Annotated in this window: 24 protein-coding genes and 1 tRNA gene; 5 read left to right on the top strand and 20 right to left on the bottom strand. The window is 65.3% G+C overall.

Annotation, left to right across the window (positions count from 1 at the left end; all coding sequences use genetic code 11):
* Positions 1 to 57: 57 nt before the first annotated feature.
* Positions 58 to 1998, top strand: coding sequence for a TonB-dependent receptor (locus tag J2X53_RS03865; RefSeq protein ID WP_349036132.1), 1941 nt, complete (start codon positions 58 to 60; stop codon positions 1996 to 1998).
* A gap of 33 nt (positions 1999 to 2031) precedes the next feature.
* On the opposite strand, the gene J2X53_RS03870 is transcribed toward J2X53_RS03865, so the two are convergent.
* From J2X53_RS03870 to J2X53_RS03890, 5 genes are all read right to left on the bottom strand, one after another.
* The gene (locus tag J2X53_RS03870) at positions 2032 to 2526 is read right to left on the bottom strand and encodes a MarR family transcriptional regulator (RefSeq protein ID WP_349036133.1); all 495 of its coding nucleotides are present in this window, start codon (positions 2524 to 2526) and stop codon (positions 2032 to 2034) included.
* Between the two features lie 81 nt (positions 2527 to 2607).
* On the bottom strand, positions 2608 to 3363 hold the full coding sequence (locus tag J2X53_RS03875; protein WP_349036134.1) for an ATP-binding cassette domain-containing protein: 756 nt from the start codon (positions 3361 to 3363) through the stop codon (positions 2608 to 2610).
* Positions 3360 to 4301, bottom strand: coding sequence for an iron chelate uptake ABC transporter family permease subunit (locus tag J2X53_RS03880; RefSeq protein ID WP_349036135.1), 942 nt, complete (start codon positions 4299 to 4301; stop codon positions 3360 to 3362). Before J2X53_RS03880 ends, J2X53_RS03875 begins: the two co-directional genes overlap by 4 nt.
* Positions 4294 to 5247: an iron chelate uptake ABC transporter family permease subunit gene (locus J2X53_RS03885; protein WP_349036136.1), complete on the bottom strand. Its 954-nt coding sequence runs from the start codon at positions 5245 to 5247 to the stop codon at positions 4294 to 4296. The genes J2X53_RS03880 and J2X53_RS03885 overlap by 8 nt, the downstream gene beginning before the upstream one ends.
* Before the next feature lie 19 nt (positions 5248 to 5266).
* Entirely contained in the window at positions 5267 to 6157 is an 891-nt protein-coding gene (locus tag J2X53_RS03890; protein WP_349036137.1) for a siderophore ABC transporter substrate-binding protein, read from the bottom strand.
* Positions 6158 to 6282: 125 nt separating this feature from the next.
* On the opposite strand from J2X53_RS03890, the gene J2X53_RS03895 reads away from it, so the two are divergent.
* Positions 6283 to 6594: a DUF2218 domain-containing protein gene (locus J2X53_RS03895; RefSeq protein ID WP_349036305.1), complete on the top strand. Its 312-nt coding sequence runs from the start codon at positions 6283 to 6285 to the stop codon at positions 6592 to 6594.
* A gap of 32 nt (positions 6595 to 6626) precedes the next feature.
* Here the strand turns inward: J2X53_RS03895 and J2X53_RS03900 are convergent, their stop codons facing one another.
* The 12 genes from J2X53_RS03900 to J2X53_RS03955 all read right to left on the bottom strand — a co-directional run bounded on the left by J2X53_RS03900 (position 6627) and on the right by J2X53_RS03955 (position 19111).
* On the bottom strand, positions 6627 to 7352 hold the full coding sequence (locus tag J2X53_RS03900; protein ID WP_349036138.1) for a siderophore-interacting protein: 726 nt from the start codon (positions 7350 to 7352) through the stop codon (positions 6627 to 6629).
* Positions 7349 to 8152 (bottom strand): ChaN family lipoprotein, encoded by an 804-nt coding sequence (locus J2X53_RS03905; protein ID WP_349036139.1) that lies wholly within the window; start codon positions 8150 to 8152, stop codon positions 7349 to 7351. The genes J2X53_RS03900 and J2X53_RS03905 overlap by 4 nt, the downstream gene beginning before the upstream one ends.
* A complete protein-coding gene (locus J2X53_RS03910; RefSeq protein WP_349036140.1) occupies positions 8149 to 8877 on the bottom strand; it encodes a hypothetical protein in 729 nt (242 codons plus the stop codon). The genes J2X53_RS03905 and J2X53_RS03910 overlap by 4 nt, the downstream gene beginning before the upstream one ends.
* A complete protein-coding gene (locus tag J2X53_RS03915; RefSeq protein ID WP_349036141.1) occupies positions 8874 to 10598 on the bottom strand; it encodes an SbmA/BacA-like family transporter in 1725 nt (574 codons plus the stop codon). The genes J2X53_RS03910 and J2X53_RS03915 overlap by 4 nt, the downstream gene beginning before the upstream one ends.
* A gap of 79 nt (positions 10599 to 10677) precedes the next feature.
* Positions 10678 to 12927: a TonB-dependent hemoglobin/transferrin/lactoferrin family receptor gene (locus tag J2X53_RS03920; RefSeq protein WP_349036142.1), complete on the bottom strand. Its 2250-nt coding sequence runs from the start codon at positions 12925 to 12927 to the stop codon at positions 10678 to 10680.
* A gap of 160 nt (positions 12928 to 13087) precedes the next feature.
* Positions 13088 to 13597: a hypothetical protein gene (locus tag J2X53_RS03925; protein WP_349036143.1), complete on the bottom strand. Its 510-nt coding sequence runs from the start codon at positions 13595 to 13597 to the stop codon at positions 13088 to 13090.
* Entirely contained in the window at positions 13597 to 13815 is a 219-nt protein-coding gene (locus J2X53_RS03930) for a hypothetical protein (protein WP_349036144.1), read from the bottom strand. Before J2X53_RS03930 ends, J2X53_RS03925 begins: the two co-directional genes overlap by 1 nt.
* A gap of 308 nt (positions 13816 to 14123) precedes the next feature.
* Positions 14124 to 14198 (bottom strand) — tRNA-Glu (locus tag J2X53_RS03935).
* Between the two features lie 64 nt (positions 14199 to 14262).
* The gene (gene recJ / locus J2X53_RS03940) at positions 14263 to 16011 is read right to left on the bottom strand and encodes a single-stranded-DNA-specific exonuclease RecJ (RefSeq protein ID WP_349036145.1); all 1749 of its coding nucleotides are present in this window, start codon (positions 16009 to 16011) and stop codon (positions 14263 to 14265) included.
* A gap of 141 nt (positions 16012 to 16152) precedes the next feature.
* Positions 16153 to 17133 carry a class II fructose-bisphosphatase gene (gene glpX, locus J2X53_RS03945; protein ID WP_349036146.1) on the bottom strand — a complete coding sequence of 327 codons (981 nt, stop codon included), beginning with the start codon at positions 17131 to 17133 and terminating at the stop codon, positions 16153 to 16155.
* Between the two features lie 244 nt (positions 17134 to 17377).
* Complete coding sequence (locus J2X53_RS03950; protein WP_349036147.1) at positions 17378 to 18673, bottom strand: homoserine dehydrogenase; 1296 nt, start codon at positions 18671 to 18673, stop codon at positions 17378 to 17380.
* Between the two features lie 120 nt (positions 18674 to 18793).
* On the bottom strand, positions 18794 to 19111 hold the full coding sequence (locus J2X53_RS03955) for a hypothetical protein (protein ID WP_349036148.1): 318 nt from the start codon (positions 19109 to 19111) through the stop codon (positions 18794 to 18796).
* 96 nt (positions 19112 to 19207) lie between these two features.
* Here J2X53_RS03955 and J2X53_RS03960 point away from each other — a divergent pair, with 96 nt between their 5' ends.
* Positions 19208 to 19699, top strand: coding sequence for a hypothetical protein (locus J2X53_RS03960; protein WP_349036149.1), 492 nt, complete (start codon positions 19208 to 19210; stop codon positions 19697 to 19699).
* 56 nt (positions 19700 to 19755) lie between these two features.
* Here the strand turns inward: J2X53_RS03960 and J2X53_RS03965 are convergent, their stop codons facing one another.
* From J2X53_RS03965 to J2X53_RS03975, 3 genes are read right to left on the bottom strand one after another with little or no spacing between them, the layout of a single operon-like run.
* Positions 19756 to 20349, bottom strand: coding sequence for a TadE/TadG family type IV pilus assembly protein (locus J2X53_RS03965; protein WP_349036150.1), 594 nt, complete (start codon positions 20347 to 20349; stop codon positions 19756 to 19758).
* A 13-nt stretch (positions 20350 to 20362) separates the two neighbouring features.
* Complete coding sequence (locus tag J2X53_RS03970) at positions 20363 to 20899, bottom strand: TadE/TadG family type IV pilus assembly protein (RefSeq protein WP_349036151.1); 537 nt, start codon at positions 20897 to 20899, stop codon at positions 20363 to 20365.
* The gene (locus J2X53_RS03975; protein WP_349036152.1) at positions 20896 to 22578 is read right to left on the bottom strand and encodes a TadE/TadG family type IV pilus assembly protein; all 1683 of its coding nucleotides are present in this window, start codon (positions 22576 to 22578) and stop codon (positions 20896 to 20898) included. The genes J2X53_RS03970 and J2X53_RS03975 overlap by 4 nt, the downstream gene beginning before the upstream one ends.
* A gap of 356 nt (positions 22579 to 22934) precedes the next feature.
* Between J2X53_RS03975 and J2X53_RS03980 the strand changes: the two genes are divergently transcribed.
* Positions 22935 to 24365 carry a Glu/Leu/Phe/Val dehydrogenase gene (locus J2X53_RS03980; RefSeq protein ID WP_349036153.1) on the top strand — a complete coding sequence of 477 codons (1431 nt, stop codon included), beginning with the start codon at positions 22935 to 22937 and terminating at the stop codon, positions 24363 to 24365.
* A gap of 145 nt (positions 24366 to 24510) precedes the next feature.
* On the top strand, positions 24511 to 25761 hold the full coding sequence (locus J2X53_RS03985) for a sarcosine oxidase subunit beta family protein (protein WP_349036154.1): 1251 nt from the start codon (positions 24511 to 24513) through the stop codon (positions 25759 to 25761).
* Positions 25762 to 25866 lie beyond the last annotated feature (105 nt).

Genomic DNA, 25866 nt, shown 5'->3' on the forward strand with positions numbered 1-25866 from the left:
GACGCAGCCACGGATGTCCGAAGCCACGCCGAACCCAAACACATAACGGAGTGGTCCATGACCCGTTTCAAATTCGCAGGGGCGCGCGGCCTGTTGTTCGCCAGCGCCAGCATTTTTGCCTTGCCGGCACTGGCACAGGACATCAGCCTTGACCCGATTCTTGTCGAACAACAGGATGAGCAGGCCGGGGCGGCGGACCGGGCCACCACGCAATACGTCTCGCAGGCCGAGCTGGAGCGCGCGCGCACCGGCGATCTGAAGGATCTGTTTGCCGGAATCGCCTCGGTCTCGGTCGGCGGCGCAATGCCGATTGCGCAGAAGATTTTCGTCAACGGCGTCGACATGCTGAACCTGCGGGTAACGCTGGACGGTGTGGCGCAGAACAACCGCGCGTTTCACCATGTCTCTGCCAATGCCATCGACCCCGGCCTGCTGAAAGCCGCGCGTGCCGATGCGGGCGTCGCGGCGGCGGATGCCGGGCCACATGCGATGGCGGGATCGGTGGTGTTTGAAACCGTGGATGCAGGCGATATTCTGGAAGACGGGCAGGCCATCGGCGGCAACCTGCGGCTGTCCTATGCCGACAACGGCAACACCCTGACCGGCGCGCTGACCGCTGCCGGGCGTCATGAAGGGTTTGAGTGGCTGGGCTATCTGAAATCCGCGCAGGGCGATGATTACAAGGCGGGCGCTGGTGATGTCGTCTCTGGCACCCGCGCCGATCTGCAAAGCGGGTTGGTCAAGCTGGCCTATGAAAGCGATCAGGGCGACCGGATCGAGTTTTCGGCCCAGCAGTTGCGGGATGCGGCGTTGCGCCCTTATCGAGCCAATTTTGGCGGTACAATCGGCGGTCGTCCGACCCCGGCAACGCGGGTTTATGACACCACCCGGACCAGCGTTTCGCTGAGCTATGAGAACACGCAAGCCACCGGCATGTGGGACCCCAAATTTGTGGTCGGGTTTTCGGAAAGCGAAGTCGATGTGCCCGATCCGTATCGCAGCGAAGGCACCTCGGGCACCCGGTCGCTGACGCTGCAGAACACCTTTAACCTGAGCGAGCGTGACACGGTGACGGTGGGCGTTGATGCCTATCGCCGCAACGGGCTGTATGAAGGGCCGGGGCTGCGGCTGGAGGAGAAATCGCGCAACATCGGGGTGTTCGCTCAGGCGCGGCTGGAGCCGGTGGAGCGGCTGAAACTGTCGTTCGGCCTGCGCGCCGACCGCCAGACCTTTACCGGCGTGACCGGCTGGCAGGACACGAATTCCGGTCTGTCCGGCAATGCTTCGGTGTCTTACGGCGTGACCGACGCTTTGACCCTGCGCGCCGGGGTGTCATCGGTGTTTGGCGGCATCGACATCGAGGACAACTATACCTATGACCGCGCACCACGCGCGCTCTGGTCTTATGCGACGCTGAAACCGTCGCGGTCGGAAAACATCGTGGCAGGCGTGGACTGGACCGATGGCCGCCTGACGCTTGGCGGCGAGGTGTTCCAGACCAAGATCGACGATGCGCGCGGGGCCGAAGATAACTTTGACTTTGAAAGCCGGGGCTTCAACCTTGGCGGCACCTATGGCTGGGGCGGCGGCTTTGCGCGGCTGACCTATTCCAACAGCAAGGTCAAAGTGAACGGCAACCCATCCAGCAGCTATGACGCGCAGGATTTCGGCGCGCCGCTGGGTCAGGTTCTGGCGTTCGAGGTGCAGCAAGAGGTCGGTGCCTCGGGTTGGACGCTTGGTGGCAGTCTGGATGTGGCCTTTGACTACAACGAGCTGCCTGCGGATGCGCAGAACACGCTCAAAGGCTATGAGGTGGTGAATGTGTTTGCGGAATACGTGCCGCCGCGCATGCAGAACCTGCGTCTGCGGGCCGAGGTAACGAACCTGTTTGACACCGATTTCGCCGACCGTGCGACCTATGGCGCGGATTTCAACACCGTGATCCCACTGCGCGAACCGGGCCGCACTGTGACGCTGTCGCTGGTGTCAAAGTTCTGATGCCTTCTGACGGCGGGGCAAATGACCCCGCCGTCAGGGATACAGCCGGATCAGCACGCGGCACAGGGCATAGGCCTCGTCCGTGCTGAGCCGGTGCGCGAATTCGGTCTGGATGGCGGCCATGTATTCGGGCCAGATCGCTTCATTCGCCAGCCGCCCGGCATCAGTCAGAAACAGCCGTTGCCCGCGCCCGGCCCCCGGCATCCGCTCGCGCCGGATCAGGCCTGCGGTGGCCATGCGGCTGACATGGCGCGACAGCGTGTATTGCGCGATGTGCAGCTGACGTTCCAGTTCGGCCATCTGCAGGCCGTCGCTGCTGCGGTCAATCTCCAGCATGATCTCGTGCCAGACCGGGTCTTCCATGCTGTGACGGCGCAGGGCGCGCGCGATGCGGGGAAAGGCGGTGCGCTGGATGCGCAACAGGTTGAACCATACCCGGTTATAGCCGATGCGCGGATCGTCATCGGGAAAATCCGGGGCAGGGGGCGGCAGGTCTGTGGTGTTGCTGGCGGTCACTGGCACATCCATTCGGGTGGGGTTACGCTTTCATAGCCGTTAAGCCCTTGCCCTGTCAGCCTTGACCTTGCCACCCGTCACCTTTCCAGCTGGTCACAGATGATGCAGCACCAGCGGCTTACCCTCAACCTGCATCACCTGCAGGTCCATGTCATAGATCGCCCCCAGCACTTCGGCAGTGCAGACCTGCGCCGGCGGGCCCTCAGCCGCGATGCGCCCGGATTTCATCGCAACGATATGATCGGCCCAGACCGCCGCATGGTTGATGTCATGCAGCACCACCACAATGCTGCGCCCCGCATCGCGCAATCCCGCCAGCCGCGCCATCACGCCGCGCGCATGCGCCATGTCGAGCGCGGCGAGGGGTTCATCCAGCAACAGCCAGTCCGCCCCCTGCGCCAGCGTCATCGCGATAAAGGAGCGCTGCCGCTGCCCGCCCGACAGGGCATCAAGAAAGCGGTCGGCCAGCGCGGTAAGGTCCATATCTTCCAGTGCCTGCTTGACCAGTTCTGCATCCCTCGGGCCGGGCCTGCCCTGATGATGCGGCCAGCGGCCAAAGCTGACCAGCTCGCGCACCCGCAACCGGCTGCCCAAGGGGTTGGATTGCGACAGGATCGCCATTTGTTTGGCTAGAGCGCGGGTATCGGTGGTGCCGATGTCGGACCCGTCAACGCGGATCTGGCCCGCCTGCAATGCCATCAGCCGACCCGTAAGCGACAACAGGGTGGATTTGCCCGCGCCGTTCGGCCCGATCAGCGCGGTCAGCTTGCCCTTGGGCAGGCGCAGCGTGATGTCTGACAGGATTGGCGTCTTGCCAATCTGGTGGCTGACGCCCTGAACCTCGATCATCTGATGCGCCCCCTTAGCAGCAGCCACAGGAAAAACAGCCCGCCGACGAACTCGATCACCACCGACAGCGTGGATTGCAGGCCAAGTGCGCGTTCGAACAGCGTCTGCCCGCCGACCAGCAGGATACCGGCGATCAGCATCGCCATGGGCAACAGCCGGGCATGGCGATGGGTGCCTGCCGCTTCATGCGCCAGCCCCGCGACGATCAGCCCGAAGAACGCAATCGGCCCGACCAGTGCCGTCGCGACAGAGACGAGCACCGCGACAAGCGCCAGTGCCAGCAGCATCAGCCGGTCATGCGCCAGACCCAGCGAGATGGCGATGGGGCGGCCAAGCGCCAGCACATCCAGACGTGGCGCTACCCACAGCGCCAGCCCGATCGCGCCACAGGTCAGCAGGGCCGCGATCGGCAGCAGATCGGTATTCACCCGCGCAAAGCTGGCAAAGCTGGCGTATTGCACCACGGCAAAGGCGTTGGGGTCCAGCAGCCGCGCCAGAAACCCGGCGGCCGAGCGGAACAGCACACCCAGGATAACCCCGGTCAGGATCAGCCGCGCCACATCCTGCCCGGCGCGGCCCAGCAAGGTGCCAAACAGCACCAGCGAGGCGGCGATCATGATCACCACCTCGACCGTGAACTTGACCGGCGCGGCCAGACCGGCAAAGCCGCTCAGGCCAAGGCTGGCGACCAGAGCGGTCTGCATCAGGATATAGAGCGCATCAAACCCCATGATCTGCGGCGTCAGAATCCGGTTGCGGCTGACGGTCTGAAACAGCACCGTCGCCACCGCGACCGCCGCCCCTACCAGCAGCATTCCGGCCAGTTTGCCCGTGCGCAGCGACAGCACAAACTGCCAGCTCGCGCCCAGCCCCCAGAACAGATAGGCGGCGCAGGCAGCGGTCAGTGCCAGTGACAATAGGGTGAAGCGTCTATCCACGCGCAGGCTCGCGGTACAAGAGCCACAGGAACAGCAGGCTGCCGACCACCCCCAGCACCGTGCCCACCGGCACCTCATAGGGATAGCGCACCAGCCGCCCGGTGATGTCGCAGACCAGTACCAGCGCCGCCCCGCCCGCCGCCGTGACGGGCAGGGTGGCCCGCAGGTTGTCGCCCATGCTGCGCGCGACGATATTGGGCACGACCAGCCCGATGAAGGGGATCATGCCGACGGTCACGATCACCAGCGCGGTCACTACCGCCACCACCACCAGCCCCAGCCGCATCACTGCATCGGGGTTCAGCCCCAGCCCGGTGGCGGTTTCCTGCCCCAGCCCCAGAATGGCAAAGCGGTCGGCGGCAAACCATGCGAGGGCCGCTGCGGCGGCGGCGATCCACAACAGCTCATACCGCCCGGCGATCACGCCGGAAAATTCGCCGGTGAACAGCCAGATGCTGATCATCTGCAACAGATCGGTCTGCCAGCCGATAAAGGTGACCATCGCGCCCAGAATCGTGGACAACACAATGCCGACCAGCGGCACCAGCAGCACCTCGCGCGCGGGCAGGCGGCGGATCAGCCGCAGGAACAGCGCGGTCCCGGCCATGGCGGCAAGGCTGGCGGCAACCATCTTGATCCAGATCGGCGCAGCGGGCGCGATCAGCGTGACCGCCAGCAACCCCAGCGCCGCACTTTCCGCCGTGCCGGTGGTGCCCGGCTCGACAAAGCGGTTGCGCACCAGCTGCTGCATCACCACCCCGGCAATGGCCAGCGCCGCCCCGGTCAGGATCACCGCCAGCGTGCGCGGCAGGCGCGACACGGTCAGGATCAACGCGGCCTGCGGGTCGGTGCCAAGGGTGGCCAGATCCATATCCGCCGCCCCGATCAACAGGCTGGCGGCGGACAGCGGCAAAAGCGCGAGGGTCAGGGCAAGGGCCGGGCGCATGGCTGGGCAGGTCTTTGGGCTATTTGGAGAACGCGGCGGTCAGTTCCGACAGGGTGGTGGTGATCGAGGTGTAGCCGCCACCCGCGATGTAGACCGGACCCGAGGACAGATAGAGGATCTGGCCCTTTTGCCCTGCCGTAGTTCCCGCAACCAACGGATTATCCAGCGTGGCCTGCGCGGAAGCCGTCTCGCCAATGGCGGCAGCGCGGTCCACCACGATCAGCCAGTCAGGGTTGGCCTGCGCGATGAATTCGAACGAGACCGCATCGCCATGGGTGTCGGGGTTCAGGTTCGCGTAGGCTTCGGGCAAATCAAGCGCGGTGTGCAGCCAGCCAAATCGCGAGCCCTTGCCATAGGCCGAGACCTTGGGTCCGTTGGTCTGCAGGATCAGCGCGGTGCCCTTGCCCGCCACGGCGGCCTTGGCGGCAGTCAGGGTCGCGTCATAGCTTGCCAGCAGCTCTGCCGCCTGTTCGGTCTTGCCGAACAGGGTGCCATAAGCCTCGATCCGCTGCCGCGCCTCGGTGGGGATGTCTTCCCAGATCGTCATGTCGATGGTGGGCGCAATCGGCGACAGCGCATCCACCTGCGTCGATGACCGCCCGCCCACGATGATCAGATCGGGCGCCAACCCGGCAAGCGCCTCCAGATCCGGCTCGAACAAGGTGCCCATCGGGTTGACCGGCACATCGGACAGATAGTCCACATACAGCTTGTCCGGGGTGCCATCCGGGGTCACGCCAAGCGCGGTCAGGGTGTCGATGGCGGCAATGTCGAACACGGCAATCTTTGCCGGACCAGCGGGGACCGAGACCTCGCCCTGCGCGGTCAGGATCGTCACCGGCTCGGCATGTGCCATAGTGACGGCAAACGGAAGTGCGGCCAGCAGGCCGAAAAACGGGGCACGGATCATCAGCAGCTCCTGAGGCTTTGGCGTGTGGCTGATGATCTGGCTTCACGCGGTTTGCGCCCTGTTACCGCCTTGTCTTGGCGGATTCCAGCGGATATTCCGTGTAAAACAGTAGGGAATTGCACATGATCGCCTCAACCGCCCGCTATGCAACGGAAAACGGCTCGAAATACCTGCAACAGCTGTGCAATCACTTTGCGCATAAGGTGGCGGTGAGCTTTGACGAGTCGCAAGGCACCGCCGCGCTGATGACCGGCCCGGCGACATTTGTGGCCGACACGGACGGGCTGACCATCCGGGTGACAGCTGACGATATGAAGGGGCTGATTCAGGCGCGGTTTGCCATTGATGTGCATCTGGTGACCTTTGCCCATCGTGAAGGTTTTTCGGGCCTGAGCTGGAATGTTGAAGACCTGCCCGAGGCCAGCGCCCCTGCCTGACCGGCCCCGCGGCGTGGGCCGTTGCGGCGTGATCATCTGGCCCAGTAGGCTGCGGCGCGGCTTTCTTCCTTGCTCAAGCCTGCCCGGGTCATCCAGAGCCGTGCCGCCTCGGCCTGCGCTTTATCGGCCGCGAAAAACACGAACCGGCGGGAGGGGGGCAGCACCAGCCTGTCGAGCAAAGTGACGGGCTGCACCGATGCGCCGATGATCCAGACCAGCCGCAGCCGGTGGGGCAGCGCCACTTGCTGCACATCGCCGGGATCTGGCACGCAAATGAAGGCCTGCCCGCAAGCGGTTGCGGGCAAAGCCTGAATCATCCGCATGATGACGGGAACGGCGGTTTCATCGCCCACCAGCCCGACCCAATCGGCAGCACTTGTGCCGCCGCCCCCCGGCCCGGTCAGGCCCACGGGATCACCCGGTTTCAACCCGGCCGACCAGTTGGTGACCCTGCCGCCGTCATGCAGAAAGATGTCAATGTCGATCCAGCTTCCCAGCGGATCCATCGCACGCACGGTATAGGGCGGGCGGTGCCACGCCTCCGGCCCGCCGGGCCAGTCGAGCCCGGCTTCAGTCTCAACCGGCAGACCGGCACCTTCGGGCCCGATCATGAACCGGAAATGCAGCCCCCCGGTCAGAAACCGCCGGAAATCGCCGGTCAGGCGCAGGCGCCGGAAATTCGGCGACAGGTCAAGCACATGCGCGACATGGCCTAGGGTCATTGTCAGCTTTGGCCGGATCGGGGTGGCGACGGTCATGCAAGCCCCTCTGATCCGGCGGGAAGGGTGCAGACGGCATCGGCGGCCCCCTCGGCATACGCGGTTCCGGCGTCCTGGGGGATCAGCACCTGCACGTTTTTCAGGCCCAGATCGGCCATCTGCCACGGCACCCCGCCACCAAACTGCAGATGCCCCATGCCGATGATGCCAACCGCCAGCGGTGCGCCGGGCAGGCGGGTGGCGTTTTGCAGCCGGATCGCAAAGGCGCGGTCCCAGACCTCTTGCGCGCGGATGAACCGGTCAAACGCCGGGTCGGCGGCAGAGGTTGCCACGCGGTCTGGGCGCGGCCCGCCGGTCAGCTCAAACACAAAGCGGCGATAGGCGTCGGGCGAGGGGCGGGGCGCGCTCAGGCCCTCTTTCAGCGCCTCCGGCACCGCGTCCCAGCCCTGTGCGCCGGTCGCGCGCACCAGATCGCGCGCCACGTTCAGCCCGACCATCGGCACCCGCATGTCCCGGCAAAACCGGAACAGCGGCAGGTATAGCTCGGGCGGAAAGCCCCAGACCGTGGCCCAGCCCACCTGTTCCAGAAACTCAGGCTCGGACAGCGCACCGGTCACCCATTGTGCCAGCACCGGGTCAGCGCGGGCGGGAAACATCTCGAACCCCATCACGATGGGGCGGTGCGCCAGCAGCCCGGCAGCCACGTAAAGCTGCCAGCGATGATGATCGGCACGGTCATGCCGCTCGCCCAGCAGCACCGCGTCAGAGGCGGCAAGGCGCGCCATCAGGGCAGGGTGGGTGATGGCGCTGCCGCCGACTGTCCAGAGGGGCTGGCTCATGCGCCTGCCTCCGGTGTGATGGTCAGCCCGGTCGGCTGGCCCAGAGCGTTCAGCGCGATATGCCGGCCCTCCACGATCTGCCAGCCGGCGACGGCACCGGCCCTGAGGTGCAGGTGGAAATCGGGGGTCATCACGTTGATGAACCCCATCGCGGGCCTGACGGTTTCGATACGCCCCTGCCAGCTTTGGGTGAAGCCCGTTTGGTCAACGGCAATGGTTACAGGCAAGGCTGATTCAGCCAGAGCACTCAACAGGACAAAGCCTGCATCCTGTTCGGCAGGGGTCTCTGATGCAGCGGTGGGTGGGTCCGACGGTTCGGGCACAACGGCAAGGCGGGCAAAGCCGGTCAGGGCGGCCTCCATCGGCGCGCCTCCTTCCATGCTGACGACGGCGGCGATCACCGCGCCGGAATTGTCCAGAAACGTCAGGCGGGGATAGGCGTTGCCCTGCATCACCGAGCGGCGGTCGATCAGGATCTGCGCCACCGGGGCCGGATCAATCGTCGCCGCATGGCACGCGCCTGACAGGCGCAGCCGCCCCGCCTCGGGCGTCACGGCCTGAACCACGCCGATCCGTTCATGCGTGGCCCCGCCGGTTTTGGCGATCACCATCACCCGCCCCATCCGGGGCAGGCGTTCCAGAACCCGGCCGGGGGCAGCCCCGACCAGCCGCTCCAGCGGCGGCAGGTCCGGCGGGGTGAGGGGGGCGGGGTGCAGGGCGGTCATGCCAGTTTCCTTTCCGGATCAGTGGGGCCGATGTGCAGGGTGTCATCCGCTTTCAGAACAGACGGAATGCGGTGGGCGACAAGAACGAGGGTGGTGTCTGGCAACTCCGCACGCAGCCAGCTCAGCAGATCGGCTTCGGCAGCAAGATCAAGCGCCGATGTGGCCTCGTCCATCAATAGCCAGTCGGGGGCGTTCAGAACGGCGCGGGCAAGGCCAAGCCGCTGGCGTTCCCCCATCGACAGCCCGGCCAGCCCGGTCTCTCCCTCACCAGAGGCAAGGCGGTGGCTCAGGCCAAGCCGGGACAACACCGCGATGACGCGGGAGGGATCCAGCGTGGCCGGATCCAGTGGGTGGCAGGCGGCGGCCATCAGCCCGTCGCCCAGCACCGGCGCACCCGCGGGCAGGAACAGGAACCGCCCCGCCGGGCGCACGATCCGGCCTTCGCCCCAGGGCCACAACCCGGCAATGGCGGCCAAGAGCGTGGTCTTGCCCTGACCCGAGGCCCCGGTGATCAGAAACACCCGGCCGGGGCGGATCACCCGGTCGGGCACGACATCCAGCCAGCGACCCTCGGGCGTGGCAAGGCGCAGGGCGGACAGGCGCAGCGCGCCATCTTCGGCCACGTCACGCCGGATGTTGCGCGGCGCGGCGGGCAGCGGTGACAGGGTGGTGGTCGCCTGCACCAAACCGTCAAGCCGCTCACAGACCGCCACAAATTCTGCCAGCTTGCGATAAGAGAAGATGAACCACGACAGCGTGGTCGTCACATTGGAAAAAGCCGATGCCAGCTGCATCAGCCCGCCCAGAGTGATCGCCGCCGCGAAATAGGCGGGCAGGGCGAAAAACGTCGGCATCCGCAACACCGTCTGCATGTAGGGGCGGCCAAACAGGCCCTGCACCAGCTCGGCCCGGATCAGCCGGTGCCAGTTTGCCGCCACCGCTGCAAAGCGGCTGTCCAGCCGCCTGCGCTCGGCCGCCTCGCCCCCCGATTGCGCGACCATGTCGGCGCGGTCGCGCAACTGGATCAGCGCATGGCGGAAATCGGCCTCGGCGCGTTCGCGGGTGAAGTAATGCCCTTTCAGGGGGCGGCCCAGCAGATGCGTGATCACGGTTGAAGCCGCGACATAAACCGGGGCAAGCCAGAACATATAGCGCGGGATCTCGATCCCGATGCCAAAGGCGGTGAAGCTGAGGGCAAAGCCGGACAGCGCCCACAAGATCGCCACGAAAGACACCAGCGACACCAGTTCCGAGATCAGATCCAGCGTGAATTCCAGCAGGCGGTCGACGAACAGGCGGCAATCTTCGGCCACCCGCTGATCGGGGTTTTCGACCGGCGCGGCGCTATAGCCGGGGCGCATCAGCCAATAGGCGCGATTGCCGATCCACAGATCCAGCGCCCGCCCGGTCAGCCGCGCACGCCACAGGATCAGCAGCTTTTTGCGCAGCCAGTCGGCCAGCAGCCAACTGCCCGCCGACAGGGCAATCAGCGCAAAGAACACGCCCACCTGCCGCAGGGCCGCAGCGGCATTCATCTGCTCCAGTGCGTCGTAAAACGCCTTGTTCCAGGCGATCAGCTGAACGGCGACCCAGACCCCGACAAAATTCAGTCCCAGCACAACGGCGTAAAGCGCAAAGCCCTGCCAAGCGCCCGGGCCAGTAGCAGTCAGGCGGGCCAGACGGCCTGCGCGGGCAAGAGTTGGTTTCAGTCCGGCAAACATACGCGCCCCGTTTCCTTGAGAAACGCCGCTGCACCCCTGTGCAGCGACGCCCGGTTTTGGTGTGACAACAGGGGATGGGTCAGAACCTGTAATCCAGCGTCAGCGCGACAGTGCGGGCAGGCCCGGTGTAGAGCTCCAGCGGGACGGTGTTTGCGGTGGCCACAGTGGGGGCACGTGAAAGGCCGGCGGTCGCCATGTCAAAGTAGCGCTTGTTCAGCACGTTGTTGACCGTCAGGTTCAGCACCGCGTTTTCGGCCACACCCCAGCTTGCGCCCAGATCCAGCACGCCATAGCCCGGCGGGGTGAAGTTGGCGTCGATGGTGGGCTTGCCCTTGCGCGCCAGCGTCGTGGTCGCCCGCAGGGTCAGGTCGTGGTCGGGCACCTCATAGCTGATCCCCATCACAGCGGTCAGCGGTGGCACCAGATGCTGGGTCCGGTCCGCCTGTGGCGTGGCTTTTGCCTTGCCATCCATCCAGGCCAGCGAGCCGGTCAGCTTCAGCTGATCGGTCAGGTCATAACCCGCCTCAAGCTCCACCCCCCAGGTCTTGACCGCCGAGATATTGCGATAGGTGATGTCATTGGTTCCGGGGACGAAGTAGAAGCTTTCGATGAAATTCCTGTACTCGGCCTGAAACGCATTCACCGCGAAAAAGCCCCGGTCGTATTCGCCGCGCAGACCGATCTCAACGCTATTGACCTCTTCGGGCAACAGCCCCGGCGCAGGCACCAGATCGAACGAGCCAGAGGTGGACGAGGTGTAAAGCTGCTGGAATGTCGGCAGCTTGAAGCCTTCGCCGTAATGCGCCCAGACCGAATAGGTGTCGCTCAGATGATAGGTCGCCCCCAGCGAGCCGAGCAGTTTGCGTTCCTTGCGTGTGGTGGTCGGGTTCGACGGGTGGGCGACGACGGAGTCGTTCAGCGTCGGGTCCATCCGATAGGTCGCAAAGCGCAGACCGGGGGTCAGCTCCAGCTTGCCATCCAGCAGGGTGATCTGGTCTTGCAGGAACAGATCGGCGCGGCGGGTGGTGCCATCGGTAAAGTTGAAACCGCTGGGCACACTGGCCACAGTCTCGCCTGTGGTCACATTGGTCAGAACGCGGCGGCGGTCATAGCTGGTTTTGGCGCGGTCGCCGTCAAAGCCAAAGGTCAGGACGTGATCACTTGATCCCAGCGAAAACCGCGATGTCGCCTGCAGGTCGAGTTCAAGGAAGTCTTCGCTGTAGTCGACATAGTCGATCTGGCGGGTGGTCTGGTTCGCGGCGGTGCGCTGCACCAGCAGCGCCTGCTGGGTGTAACCCGAGGGGGTCCAGCCCAGCGTGGCCCGGACCTCATTGACCGGTCCCGCGAATGTCCCTTCATAGTCCAGCGCATAACGGGTGCGGGAAATGTCGCGGGTGCGCGGGTTGTCGATGACAGTGGCACCCCCCGTCGCAGGGCCCAGCGTCAGGCGGTTGTCGGTCTCGGACAGCCGGTCCAGATGATCAAAGCTGAACCCCAGCTTCTGGCTGTCACTGACCGCCCAGTCCAGTTTCACCAGCGTCCGGTCAGAGGTACGGTCCAGCGGGTTGAACTGGCCGCAGGTCACGCCGCCATAGGCTACGGGGCGCGAACAGCCATAAATGCCGCCATCGGCGCGGGCATTTTTCAGCCGCATCTCGTGGTCAACCGTACGCGACCGCCCCACCATCAGCGCCAGATCCGGGCCGAATTTCTGCGCAAAAGCCACGGCCACATTGGTCGAATTTGTCAGCTGGCCATAGCCAAGCGTGACCTGCCCGCCACGGGTGTCGCCTTCGGCAATCAGATCCTCCGGCCCGATGGTTTCCAGCGCCAGAAGCCCGCCAAGCGCATCGGCCCCCCAAAGCACCGAGGACGGCCCGCGCACGATGTCGGCCTGTCTGGTAAAGCTCAGGTCCAGATAGTCGCGTGAGCCGTCGATGATGCGCTCGGGAATGCGGCCGCCATCGACCACCATCTGCACCCGGTTGCCCTCGACCCCGCGGATGCGGACGCCGGTTTGCCCGCCAAACGGGTCAGCGCCCGACACCTGACGCGCCGCCGTCACCCCCGGCACATGGCGCAGCAGGTCTTCCAGCGACTGTACGTTGCGCGCGCGCAGCTCCTGACCGTCGACGACGGTGATATTACCTTGAATCTTGCGCAAGGTGCGGCCGATCCGGTCAGCAAAGACGGTGATCGGGTCCAGCGCGATGACATCGCTGGTCTGCGTAGGCGTGCTCTGGGCCAGCGCCGGTGCGGACAGGGGGAGTGTCAGAAATAGCGCGGCTGAACTGCGCAAAAGCAGGCCGCGCATGCGGGGTGGTGCCATGATGTGTCCCATTCGTTGTTTTTTTGCGGGTTGCTGGCGAATGGGCTGGCCGGGTGCAGGCGGTGACCGCCTGTTGGTCTGTAAAAGGGCAGGGGAATGGTTTTGGCTAAAACGGGTCAGCAGTATGGGTGTCGTCATCAAAATGTCGGTCTGACCGGGGCTAATGCAGCAACGCCGCCTCGCGGTGGGTGGGGCGTTGCGGTCTGGCGCGGGGGGCGGTGGCGGTGACCGGCCCCAGACCTTTGGCCAGCGCCAGAGCGCAACGGATCAGATCCGGGTCCATGCGGCCAAGGGTCAGGGCAGCCACATGCCCCCGCGCCACGTCGGCCCGGTCGCGGCGCATCGACTGGATCAGGCCCATCAGATCGGCCTCTTCCGGGGTGACCCAGCCGCGACAGGTCAGGCAAAGCGGATTGCCAAAGCGGAAGGCCGACGGCCGGGCGCGACGCATGGCCTGAACCACCGTCAGAATGCGCATCGCCATCTGCGGCCCGTCCCGGTCATTCCAGCGCTCTGCGGCGGTTGCAAAGGCCATTTGCCAGGACTGGGTTTCGGGGTCACCAAAGCTGGTCAGGAAATGCCGTGTGATCGCCAGAACCCCCTTTGCCGTGTCATCAAGCTGCAGCCGGTCGAGGGGAAAGGCGTCGGGCGTGGGTTTATGCGCCTGCATCATCCCACCTGCCTTTCGTCGTCGGGTCTGGCGGGAAACGGGCGGATGTGTTCGGTGGACGGCCCCAGACCAAAGGTCTGCCCGCCAAACGGCCCCGCCCGGCGGGCGGGAAACCGCGACTGTGCCTCGATCGCGGCGCGAAAGTCAGGATGCAGCCCGCCACACATGGCGCGGGTCAGCCGATCGGTGGCAAGGAAAGTGTCGGAAAATCGGGTCATGCCAGTGTTCCTCTTGCGGGTGAACATCTGGCAACGGGCTGGACTGGCGATTTCCTACAAAAAGAATCGGGAATTGACAAGGGGCAGAGTCAGGCTCTTGTGATGATGGTGGCAGCCGGAGCTTTGTGCCAGCTCAAAGGCTTAAAACCGGTGGGTCTGGCGACGGGCCAGCAATGGCCTCCGCGCCTCTGCTCCCTCGTAAAAGCTTGAAGCGCTGCGGCCAAGCGTCATTCTGTCATGAGAAAGCCGGGGCAGGAAAAGTCTGCGCGGTAGATTACTGAACGTAATCAATATCTTATAGATAGAAGTGGCAGCCCGTAGGGGAGTCGAACCCCTCTTCCCAGGTTGAAAACCTGGTGTCCTAACCGATAGACGAACGGGCCACGCTGTCGGTGGGGGGTATGTAGAGTCGTTGTCTCTGACTCGCAAGAGGAAAAACGCGAAGGCTCAGCCAGAGGCGGGGGCGGCGTCTTCGAGGCGCAGTTGCACCTTGGTCCGGCCGCCCCAATGGTTCAGCTCCAGCCGTCCGGCCAGATGAAACCGGCGGTGGCCGGCGCTGTCCATGGCGGGGCCAAGCGGGGTGTCATAGGCGCCAAAGGCCATCGCCTCGACCTGCGCGCCCATACCGTCAGAGATCGCCAGTTTCAGGTGCTTGTCGCCGATCCGGCGCGGCACGACCGCCACATCGGCAAAGGCAAAGCGCGGGGCGGGGGCGCCCTGACCAAAGGGGCCTGCGGCCTCGATCTGTTCGACAAAGCCGGGGGTGCAGGCCGAGGGCATCAGCAGGCTGTCGATACGCAGGGCGCGCGGCCCCTCGGTGCCCGCGCCCTGACGGCCCAAAAGGTCCGACAGCCGTGCCATCGCCTCGTCCAGCCGGTCCTGGGCCACGGTCAGGCCTGCGGCCATCTTGTGTCCGCCGCCCTTGATCAGCAGCCCTTCGGCCGCCACGCGCTGCACGGCGGCCCCCAGATCGACACCGGCGACCGAGCGGCCAGAGCCTTTGCCGATCCCGCCCTCCAGCCCGATCACGATGGCGGGGCGGTTGAACGCCTCTTTCAGCCGGGCGGCAACGATGCCGACGACGCCGGGGTGCCAGCCCTCGGACGCGGCCCAGATCAGCGGTGCATCCAGACCCCGCGCCTCGGCCTGCGCCATCGCCTCTTCGCGGACGCGCTCGGTGATCTCACGCCGCTCCGCGTTCAGCTGATCCAGCCGGGCGGCCATGCTGGCTGCGGCGCGGGGATCGTCGGTGGCGAGCAGCCGCGCGCCAAGGTCGGCCTGACCGATGCGGCCCCCGGCGTTCACCCGTGGCCCCAGCACAAAGCCAAGCGCATAGGGGGTGGGGGCCTGATCCATGCGGGCAACATCGGCGAGCGCGACCAGCCCGGCGCGCTCGCGCCGCGCCATCACCCGCAGGCCCTGCCGCACCAGAGCGCGATTGACGCCGATCAGCGGCGCCACATCGGCGACGGTGGCCAAGGCCACCAGATCGAGCATCGCCATCAGGTCGGGGCCCTGCACGCCCTCGGCGCGCAGGCGGCGGTTGGCCTCGACCAGCATCAAAAACACCACCGAGGCAGCGCACAGATGCGCCAGATCGCCCGACTCGTCCTGCCGGTTCGGGTTCACCACTGCCACCGCTGCGGGCAGGGTATCAGTGCCGAGGTGGTGGTCCAGCACCACCACATCACAGCCCGCCGCCGCGATCGGATCGTGTGACAGGGTGCCACAATCGACGCAGATAATCAGGTCATGCGCCGCACCCAGTGCCTGCATGGCGGGGACGTTGGGGCCGTAGCCCTCGTCTATGCGGTCGGGGATATACAGCGTGGCTTCACGCCCCATCGCCCGCAGCCAGATGATCAGGAGTGCCGCCGAGGCACCGCCATCGACATCGTAATCGGCAAACACCGCGATGCGCTGCCGCGTCTTGACGGCGTGCAGAAAGCGGTCGGTGGCGGCGGCCATGTCGCGCAAGGTCAGCGGGTCGGGCAGCAGATCGCGCAACACGGGCGCAAGGAAAGCCGGGGCATCGGCGGGCAAGACGCCGCGCCGCACCAGCGTGTGACACAGCGCCATCGGCAGCCGGGTCTGTTGCGCCATGGCCTCGGCCAGACGCTCTTCTTCGGTCTCGGGGCCGGTCCAGCGGCGACCGAGAACGGAGGCGTCTACGTTGAGGAAGGCGCGTGGGATCATGGCTGGGGTCTGCACCAAGCGGGGCGGGGCTTCAACCGGAAATGTGGCGCGCGGGGGCGTCTGGGGGACGCGCGCCGCGCGGGAGTATTTCAGAAAGGTGCAATGCAAAGGGGGCGCAGGATGGCCTGCGCCCCTGCGGTGTCAGCGGCGGATCGGGTTGCGATAGATCATGCGGCGGACCGAGCCGGTTTTCGACCGCATCAGGATGGTTTCGGTGGTCAGGTGGCCGGGTTCGCGCTTGATGCCGGCCAGCAGGCTGCCGTCGGTGACGCCGGTGGCGGCAAAGATCACGTCGCCGCGCACCAGATCGTCACGGGTATAGACGCGGTCGAAGTTCTCGATCCCGGCCTTGCGGGCGCGGGCGCGTTCGTCGTCGTTGCGGAACAGGAGCTTGCCAAAGAACTGGCCGCCCATGCATTTCAGCGCGGCGGCTGCCAGCACGCCTTCGGGCGCACCGCCGGAACCCATGTACATGTCGATGCCGGTCAGGTCGGGCTCGGCGCAGTGCATGACACCGGCCACGTCGCCGTCGGTGATCAGGCGGATGGCGGCGCCGGTGGAGCGGATTTCGGCGATCATCTCTTCGTGGCGGGGGCGTTCCAGCACGCAGACGGTGATGTCATTGGTCGAGCAGCCCTTGGCGGCGGCGAGGGCTGACACCCGCTCGGACGGGGTCATGGCGAGGGTGACGGTGCCGGGGCGGTGGCCGGGGCCGATCGCCAGCTTTTCCATATACACGTCGGGGGCGTGCAGCAGCGAGCCGCGCGGGGCCATCGCGATCACGGTCAGGGCGTTGGGCATGTCCTTGGCGGTGAGGGTGGTGCCCTCCAGCGGGTCGAGGGCGATGTCCACTGCCGGGCCTTGTCCGGTGCCGACCTCTTCGCCGATGAAGAGCATCGGGGCTTCGTCCCGCTCGCCTTCGCCGATCACGACCACGCCCTTGATGTCGAGCAGGTTCAGCTGGTCGCGCATGGCGTTGACCGCCGCCTGATCGGCGGCTTTCTCGTCGCCGCGACCGATCAGGTTGGCGCTGGCCAGCGCGGCGGCCTCGGAGACGCGGGCGAGGCCGAGGGACAGCAGGCGGTCCTGGAATTCGGCGACTTTGGGCGGGGCGACGGGCATGATCTGTCCTTTTTTGGGAAATGCGCTCGTGCTTCCTTTAGCCTGCCCCATCGCCCTGGGGCAAGCGTGATGGCGCTAACCGGGCCGGGAAATCAGCGCGGCGCGGCGTCGGTTCCCTCTGTGTTACAGCCTGACGCATGCAGGGAAATCAAAGGCTTGACCCTGCGGGGTTCAGGAGTCGTTAACCTTTGCCCCCCGTCGCAAGGGGGCAAAGCCGGGGAGGCTGGCGCGGGTCTGAGGGAGTTCAGACCTCTTCGATGCGGATCGCCACGGGCGCGCCGAGCAGGACGCCGGTGGTGCCGAACTGCTCCAGCGCATAGGCCACATCGGCGGGAGAGGCTTTGTGGGTGACGATCAGCACCGTGGCCTTGTCATCGGCGGCCCCGGGCTGGTTCAGCTGACGCATCTGGTCAATCGAGATGCCGGCCGCGCCCAGAGCGGTCGCGATCTTGGCCAGCGCGCCGGGTTTGTCGAGGAGGGTCATGCGCAGGTAATAGGGCGCAGGGGTCGCTGATTTTGCCGCCACAGGTTCGGCCAGCGAGGTGGCAGGGCGGCCAAAGGTCGAGAGCCGGGTGCCGCGCGCGATGTCGATCACATCGGCCATCACGGCGCTGGCGGTCGGGCCTTCGCCCGCGCCCGCGCCGCGCATCACGATCTGGCCCACAGAGTCGCCTTCGAGCACCACCATATTGGTGCCGCCCTGCAACTGGCCGAGCGGGCTGTCGGCGGGGACAAGGCAGGGCGTCATGCGCTGTTCGAGGCCCCGCCCGGTCATCTGCGCCACGCCCAGCAGCTTGATGTGATAGCCCATGTCATCGGCCAGATTGATGTCTTCGATCGAGACATTGCCGATGCCTTCCAGCTCGACCTTGTCAAAGCTGACGCGGGTGCCAAAGGCGATGGCGGCCAGCAGCGACAGTTTGTGGCCCGCGTCGATGCCGCCGACATCAAGGTTCGGGTCGGCCTCCAGATAGCCCAGCTGCCGGGCCTCTTCGAACACCACCTCATAGGGCAGGCCAGCGGCTTGCATCCGGGTCAGGATATAGTTGCAGGTGCCGTTCATCACGCCCATCACCCGGCGCATCTGGTTGCCGGCCAGACCTTCGGTCAGGGTCTTGATCACCGGGATGCCGCCTGCGACGGCGGCCTCGAACCGGATCACCTTGCCCTGCGCTTCGGCGGCGACGGCCAGGTCGTGACCGTGATGCGCCAAGAGCGCCTTGTTCGCGGTGACCACATCCTTGCCCGCCGCGATGGCGGCTTCGGTGGCCAGACGGGCCGGGCCCTCATGGCCGCCCATCACCTCGACAAACACGTCGATGTCGTCGCGGCGGGCGAGGGCCACCGGATCGGTTTCCCACGGGTAGTTTGACAGGTCGGCATCGCGGTTCTTTTTCGGATCACGGGCAGAGACGGCGGTGATCACCACCGGGCGGCCAGCGCGGGCGGCGATCAGGTCGGCATGGCGCTGGACGATCTTGACCACGCCGATGCCGACGGTTCCCAGACCGGCAAGACCAATTCGCAGGGGGGCTGGCATGGGGGACTCCGTCTTTTGGGGTGTGCTGTGCTTTGATCGCGGTCTTAGCGCGGCTGTGGGGTCAAGGCAACGCGGCGCGGCTGTGACAGGGGTGGGGGGCGGTGAAAACCCCGGTTGTGCCTATTGGCTGCGCAGCTGATCGGCGCGGGCGCGCAGGCGGTCGGCGCGCGCTGTCACCGGGGCGACCGCTGCGGCGCTGGTGCCCACCGCATCGGCCTGCGCCAGAATGCCGCCCAAGGGCACCAGAACCGGCGGCGGCGCGTCAGCGGTCTGCGCGATGTCGGGCAGGGGCGCGCAGGCGGTCAGCCCGAGGCAGAGCAGGGCCACAAACGTGGCGCGGGGCGTCAGGGCGCTGCGGAGCGGGCGGGCAAGGGGCATCATCTGGCGATCCATCGGCGGCAGGGCTGGCCGCATCGCGCCGACCCTAGGCAGGTTCACCGCCTCGGGCAAGGGGGCGCGGCGGCCAAGCCCCTATCCCTGCGGCGGCGGCTGGTTTATGGGCTGGTAACCTGTCCGCCAGATCCGGAGCGCATGATGCCTGACCAGACCCCTGATGCCACCGCTGTTCTGGCCGAGCTGCGCCCGTCGCCGCCCCGGCGGGTGGTGGGGGTGACGATCCTGGCGCTGTTGGGCAGTGCGCTGGTTTATCTGGCGCTGGCCTTTCCGCCCGATGCGCTGGGCTGGACGGTGTTCTTGCTGGGCTTCGGTGCGGTCGCGCTGTGGCTGGCGGTGCGGATGTGGCAATCGACGGCTCAGGGGCTGGTACTGACGCGCGAGGTGTTGCGCGATCAGGCGGGGCGGGAGCTGGCACGGGTGGATCAGATCCGCGCGGTCAACCGGGGGGTGTTTGCGTTCAAGCCGGCGGGCGGGTTCACGCTGTCGCTGACGCAGGGCGGCCCGCGTGGCTGGGCGCCGGGGCTGTGGTGGCGGCTGGGCCGGTCAGTGGGCGTCGGCGGTGTGACCCACCGGCACGAGGCGCGCTATATGGCCGAGGTGCTGGATGCGCTGATCAAGGCGCGCGGTTAGCCGCAGGCTCTGATCAGGGCGCGCGGTTACCCGCAGGTTCTGATCAGGGCGCGCGGTTACCCGCAGGCGACGCCCTGCATGCAGATCTTTGGCAAAAACCGCGGGCGGGTGACGATGACATGGCGCAGGACGCCGTCTTCGACATTGCCCATCACCCAGTCCACCGGGCCGATGAGGGGAACAAAATCGACATTGGCCTCGACCACGATCAGCGCGTCGCCGTCATGCATCACCGGCAGATGGTCTTGCAATCCGGGCAGGGTGGCGGTGGTCAGGCGCGGGATGGTCGTGGTGCTGGCGCGGGACCACAGCACCTCGTACCGGTTGCGGGCTTCGCTGTAAAAGACCGAGGTGATCCGGGTTCTGGTCGGCAGCGACGGTCCCATCATGTATTGCATCGTATTGAACATGCCGGTCACATAGGCCTCGGTCACGTTGTCCTGTTTGCGGGTCACCAGATCGGAAACCGAGTAGGCGGCCTTTTGCGAGCGGTTCACCACATCAAAGGCATCCCAGAAGGTGAAGGTGCCGAAGATGCAGAACATGTAGATCGGCATGACCATCAGCATCTCGGCCGCTGCCAGACCGCGTTCGTCACGCTTGAAACGGCGCAGCGCGGTGCGGGTCATTTGCAGAAGGTTGCGCATCATGATGTCACCAGCCTCAGGACGGTTCGTTGACAAAGGACGAGATGGACGAGATGCCGACGCCGCCGGTGCTGTCGGGAAACAGCTGACGGCCCAGGATCATGCGGGGGAACAACACCGGCACCACGATGCAGGCCCGCACCAGCATCAGCTGTTGCTGCTGGCCTAGTGAGAAGCTGACGACGGGCTGGATTTCCTCGTCGTTGTTGACGCAGGTGACCGGGGTTTGCGGCATCGCCCAGGTCTGGGTCGAGACCGCCTGCAGCTCGATCATCATCTGGTCTTCGCAATTGCCGATAATGCGGGCGCGGGCGCAGATATCGCGCTTCAGGCTTTCCTGCGTGGGATTTACCTTGAGGCCAAGGCGCAGGTCGCGCATCGCCACATCCAGCGCGTGGTCCAGCATCACCGATTTGATCATCAGGATGCCCACTTCGGCGGCCCAGAAGAACATGCCGACGTAGAGCGGAAAGAACAGCGCGAACTCGACCGAGGCCAGCCCGCGCTCGTCCTTGCGGAAGGGGCGGAAGAGGGTGCGGATGCGGGGGATCATTGGGTCAGTTTCAACTGGCTGATGTTGGTGGCGATGGAGCGGAAGGCGGTGCTGATCTCCAGCCCCTGCGCGTTGAAGTAATGCGCGGGCGAGCTGGCGCATTGCTCGATCTGGGTACGTCCGTTGGTGGGGGCCTCGAACGCGATGCCGTAGACCATCACCTCGCGGGCCTTGGCCAGAGTGCAGACTTGCTGCAGCTGGGTGTTCATGTTGTTGATCGGGGTCTGGGTACGCATCGTGTTCATCTGGTTGGTCTGTGTCACGCCCAGCGGGCGGACGTAAAACTGCTGTGCGGCCCAGGAGACGCGCACGCTTGCCCACAGATCCTGCCATCTTTGCTGCGTGGCACCGGTATAGGTGGCGGTCGTGCTGTAGCAGGTGCTGGTGGAGGGTGTGGTGCCGTTCCAGGGACGCGAATGCCAGGCGTTGAGGTGCGGCACATAGAACGGGCGGCTGTTGCAGATGTTGGAGGAGGACGAGGTGTTGACGCGGGCCTGATGAAAGACCGAGTAAAGGCCGCCGGACGTGGCGCGCCAGATCGGCGAGGTTCCGACGCGGAAGCCGCTGTTCATCCGCTCTTCGGCGAAATGCTCGCCATCGGTCATCAGCACGATGATCTTCATTGCTTCGCGGTCGTCGTATTCAAACGGCCGGTTGCCGAAATACGATGGTGTCTGGCCCGCAGAGACCATGCCGGTATAGAGCGACCGCGCCGAGGGATCGAGCAGCGCAGCACCCCATTTCAGCCCGGCGTTGATCGAGGTTGCGCCGATCGCGGTCAGGCCGTTGATGTGGTTTTTCAGCGCCGTGCGGTCGTTGGTGGGGGCACGGATGACGTTGACTTGCGACGGCGGGCACCAGCGGTTGCCTATGTCCACCACCGCACTGGAATGAGTGGGGGCGATATAGCCGGTCGAGGTGGTCGAATAGGTGTCGGCATGGGCCGTCACCGGCATCGGCGTTGTCCGTGACAGGGTCAGGCTGCCATAGGTCGAGCCGGGCAGGTCAAAGCAGTTGACGTAATCGACGAGGTGGTCGTCCTGCGAGGTGAACATGGTCTGCAGATACTGCGGCAGGTTAACCTGACCGTTGTAGGGCACGATCCCGATCGAGACCCGGTTTTCGATGTCCTGCGACATCACCGTGTCGATGAATTCGCTGGCGGCGGATTTCAGGTTGGTCAGCTTGGTGCCCGCCATCGAGCCGGACACGTCAAGCACCAGCATGATTTCGATATTGTTGATCCGCTGCTCGGCCTGTGAGGCGCCACGGGCGACGAGCTTTGTGCTGTCGGACAGATCATAGAGGTTCATGAAGATCGGCGTCAGCTCGATCTCGGCCTCGGCCCGGACGGTCGAGGCGTTGAACGTGCGCTGGAACTGCACCAGCCGCAGGTGATCGGTCATGTCGGCCTTGGCAAAGTAATCACGCACCACGCTTTCGGCATCCAGCTCTTGCGTCAGCGAGGCGGCGGCGAGGGTGGCGCGGTCCAGCGTCTGCTGCTGCTTGGTGCGCACGGTCTCAAAGTTGATGATGTCGATCCCGACCCCGGCCAGCATCAGCATCAGCGTCGCCATGATGGCGGTGAAGACGACGACATGGCCGTCTTCATCCCTTGCGAAACGCAGGGCACTTTTGCGCGAAAGCCTTTTGGCAGCACTGATCATTCTGCGGTCCATTCCACTGTCCCCAATTGCCGGAAGTCCCGCCCCCACGGATCTTTGGCCCTATTTCTCGACCGCAGAAAACGCATTCAGCGCGGCAGAATTATGGCATGGACAGAGCAGGCGGGTGGCGGTGCAGAGATACGGAATGAATGGAGCTTGCAGGGCAGGACTGTTGCCGGGGCTGCAACAGCCGACGGGGTGTCGCCATCTGTGCCACAGCAGGAAATCGGCAGTCCAGCGGCGAGTCGCTACGATTCGATTCGTTTTTTCTGCGCTCGCAGGACAGTTTTTGCGGTGAACTGTTCATAAACACCCGTTAGGCTGGAAATGGGCGCAGTGCGTTGCGCCCGGCCTGACAGGAGGATGGCATGTTAAGGGACGGCGAACCGAGTTTCCGGGAGTCTGTGGATCTGATGTTCAACCGCGCCGTGCGGCTGATGGACCTCAGCCCCGGACTGGAGCAGAAAATCCGGGTGTGTAACTCGACCTACACCGTGCGCTTTGGGGTGCGTCTGCGCGGCAAGATCGAGACGTTTACCGGCTATCGCTCGGTGCATTCCGAACATATGGAGCCGGTCAAGGGCGGCATCCGCTATGCGCTGTCGGTCAACCAGAACGAGGTCGAGGCGCTGGCGGCGCTGATGACCTATAAATGCGCGCTGGTGGAAACCCCGTTTGGCGGCTCCAAGGGCGGGCTGTGCATCGACCCCCGCGCCTGGGATGAACAGGAGCTGGAGCTGATCACCCGCCGTTTTGCCTATGAGCTGATCAAACGCGACCTGATCAACCCGGCGCAGAATGTGCCCGCCCCCGACATGGGCACCGGCGAGCGCGAAATGGCGTGGATCGCCGATCAGTACAAGCGGATGAACACCACCGACATCAACGGCAACGCCTGTGTCACCGGCAAACCGCCGCATGCCGGCGGGATTCAGGGCCGGGTCGAAGCGACGGGGCGCGGCGTGCAATACGCGCTGCAGGAATTCTTCCGCCACCCCGAAGACAAGGCCAAGGCCGGTCTGACCGGCGGGCTGGAAGGCAAGCGGGTGATCGTTCAGGGTCTGGGCAACGTGGGCTATCACGCCGCCAAGTTCCTGTCCGAAGAAGACGGCTGCATCATCACGGCGATCATCGAACGCGATGGCGCGTTGCAAAGTGATACCGGCCTGAATGTCGAGGATGTGCGGCAGTGGATGGCCAAGCAGGGCACGATTCAGGGCTATCCGTCGGGGTCGTTCGTGGCCGATGGCACGCCCCTGCTGGAGGCAGCGTGTGACATTCTGATCCCGGCGGCGATGGAGGGCGTGATCCATATGGAAAACGCGCCCCGCATTCAGGCGCCGCTGATCGTCGAGGCGGCGAATGGCCCGGTGACCTTTGGTGCGGATGAGATTCTCCGCGAAAAGGGTGTGGTGATCATCCCCGACATGTACGCCAACGCGGGCGGGGTGACGGTGTCGTATTTCGAATGGGTCAAGAACCTGTCGCATATCCGCTTTGGCCGGATGCAGCGCCGCGCCGAAGAGGGGCGGTCGCGCATTCTGGTCGAAGAGCTGGAACGGTTGTCGGCGGATCAGGGCCTGGGCTGGACCCTGTCGCCGGATTTCAAGGAAAAGTTCCTGACCGGATCGGACGAGCTGGCGCTGGTGCGCTCGGGGCTGGATGACACCATGCGCACCGCCTATCAGGCGATGCGCAAGGTCTGGCATGAGCGCGATGATGTCGATGACCTGCGCACGGCGGCCTATATCGTCTCGATCGGCCGGGTGGCGACGGCCTATCGGTCCAAGGCGCTGTAAAGCGGCTGATTTGGCCATCTGCGACATCTGGTGTCGCGGATGGCCAAGGCGGCGCGGTGGAACCTTGCCAATCTGCGCCTGACCCGGTCTGATGCCTGCGGATCGGTGATCCCGGTTTCAGAACCCGGTCAGGGAAAGGTCTGCCATGCGCTATTCCGGTTTCAGGGTCATCACCCAGGGTCTGTTCGGCAATACCGGATGGACACCGGCCTGGCGTAACCCGGCGCCAAAGGCTGAGTATGACGCGGTGATTATCGGCGGTGGCGGGCATGGGCTGGCCACGGCCTACTATCTGGCGAAAAACCACGGGCTGACCAATATCGCGGTGCTGGAAAAGGGCTACCTCGGCTCTGGCAATATCGGGCGCAACACCACGATTGTGCGCGCGAATTACTTTCTGCCCGGCAATTCGGAGTTTTACAGCCATTCCCTGAAACTGTGGGAGGGGCTGGAGGCGGATCTGAATTACAACGTGATGCATTCGCAGCGCGGGCTGATCAACCTGTTCCATTCCGACGGCCAGCGCGACGCCTTTGCCCGGCGCGGCAATGCGATGCTCAATCAGGGCGATGATGCGGTGCTGCTGGACCGTGACGGCGTGCGCGAGCTGCTGCCCTATCTCGATTTCGACAACACCCGCTTCCCGATCTATGGCGGGCTGCTGCATGCGCGCGGCGGCACGGCGCGGCATGATGCGGTGGCCTGGGGCTATGCCCGCGCCGCCGATCAGCGCGGGGTCGATCTGATCCAGAACTGCGAAGTGACGGGGATTGATATTCAGGGCGGCCGGGTGACCGGGGTGCAGACCACGCGCGGGGCGATCCGGGCGAAAAAGGTAGGCATGGTGGCCGCGGGCCGCTCCGGTCAGGTGGCGGCGATGGCGGGGCTGCGGCTGCCCATTGAGTCCCACGTGCTGCAGGCCTTTGTCACCGAAGGGCTGAAACCGGTGATCGACCATGTGATCAGCTTTGGCATGGGGCATTTCTATATCAGCCAGTCCGACAAGGGCGGCCTCGTCTTTGGCGGCGATCTGGATTTCTATGCGTCATATGCCGCGCGCGGCAATCTGCCGATGGTGGAGCATGTGATGGAGGCGGGGATGACGTTGATGCCGATGATCGGCCGTGCCCGCGTCCTGCGGTCCTGGGGCGGGATCATGGACATGACGCCCGACGGATCACCCATCATCGACCGCACGCCGGTGGACGGGCTGTTCATTGATGCGGGCTGGAACTATGGCGGGTTCAAGGCCGTACCGGCGAGCGGCTATTGCATGGCGCATCTGATGGCCACGGGCGAGAGCCACCCCGTCGCCGCAAAGTTCCGGCTGAACCGCTTTGCGACGGGGCATCTTCTTGACGAAGAAGGCACCGGCAGCCAGCACAACCTGCATTGAGGGGCGCGATGATTTTGAACGCTTTCCGCTCTCCTCTGGCGTCGGATGCCTCCGGCGGGAGTATTTCAGCCAAGATGAAATCCGGTTGCGTTTCATCTTGGCCCA

Origin of the sequence: Pseudotabrizicola sp. 4114, from assembly GCF_031457365.1 — a bacterium.
GTDB lineage: Bacteria > Pseudomonadota > Alphaproteobacteria > Rhodobacterales > Rhodobacteraceae > Pseudotabrizicola.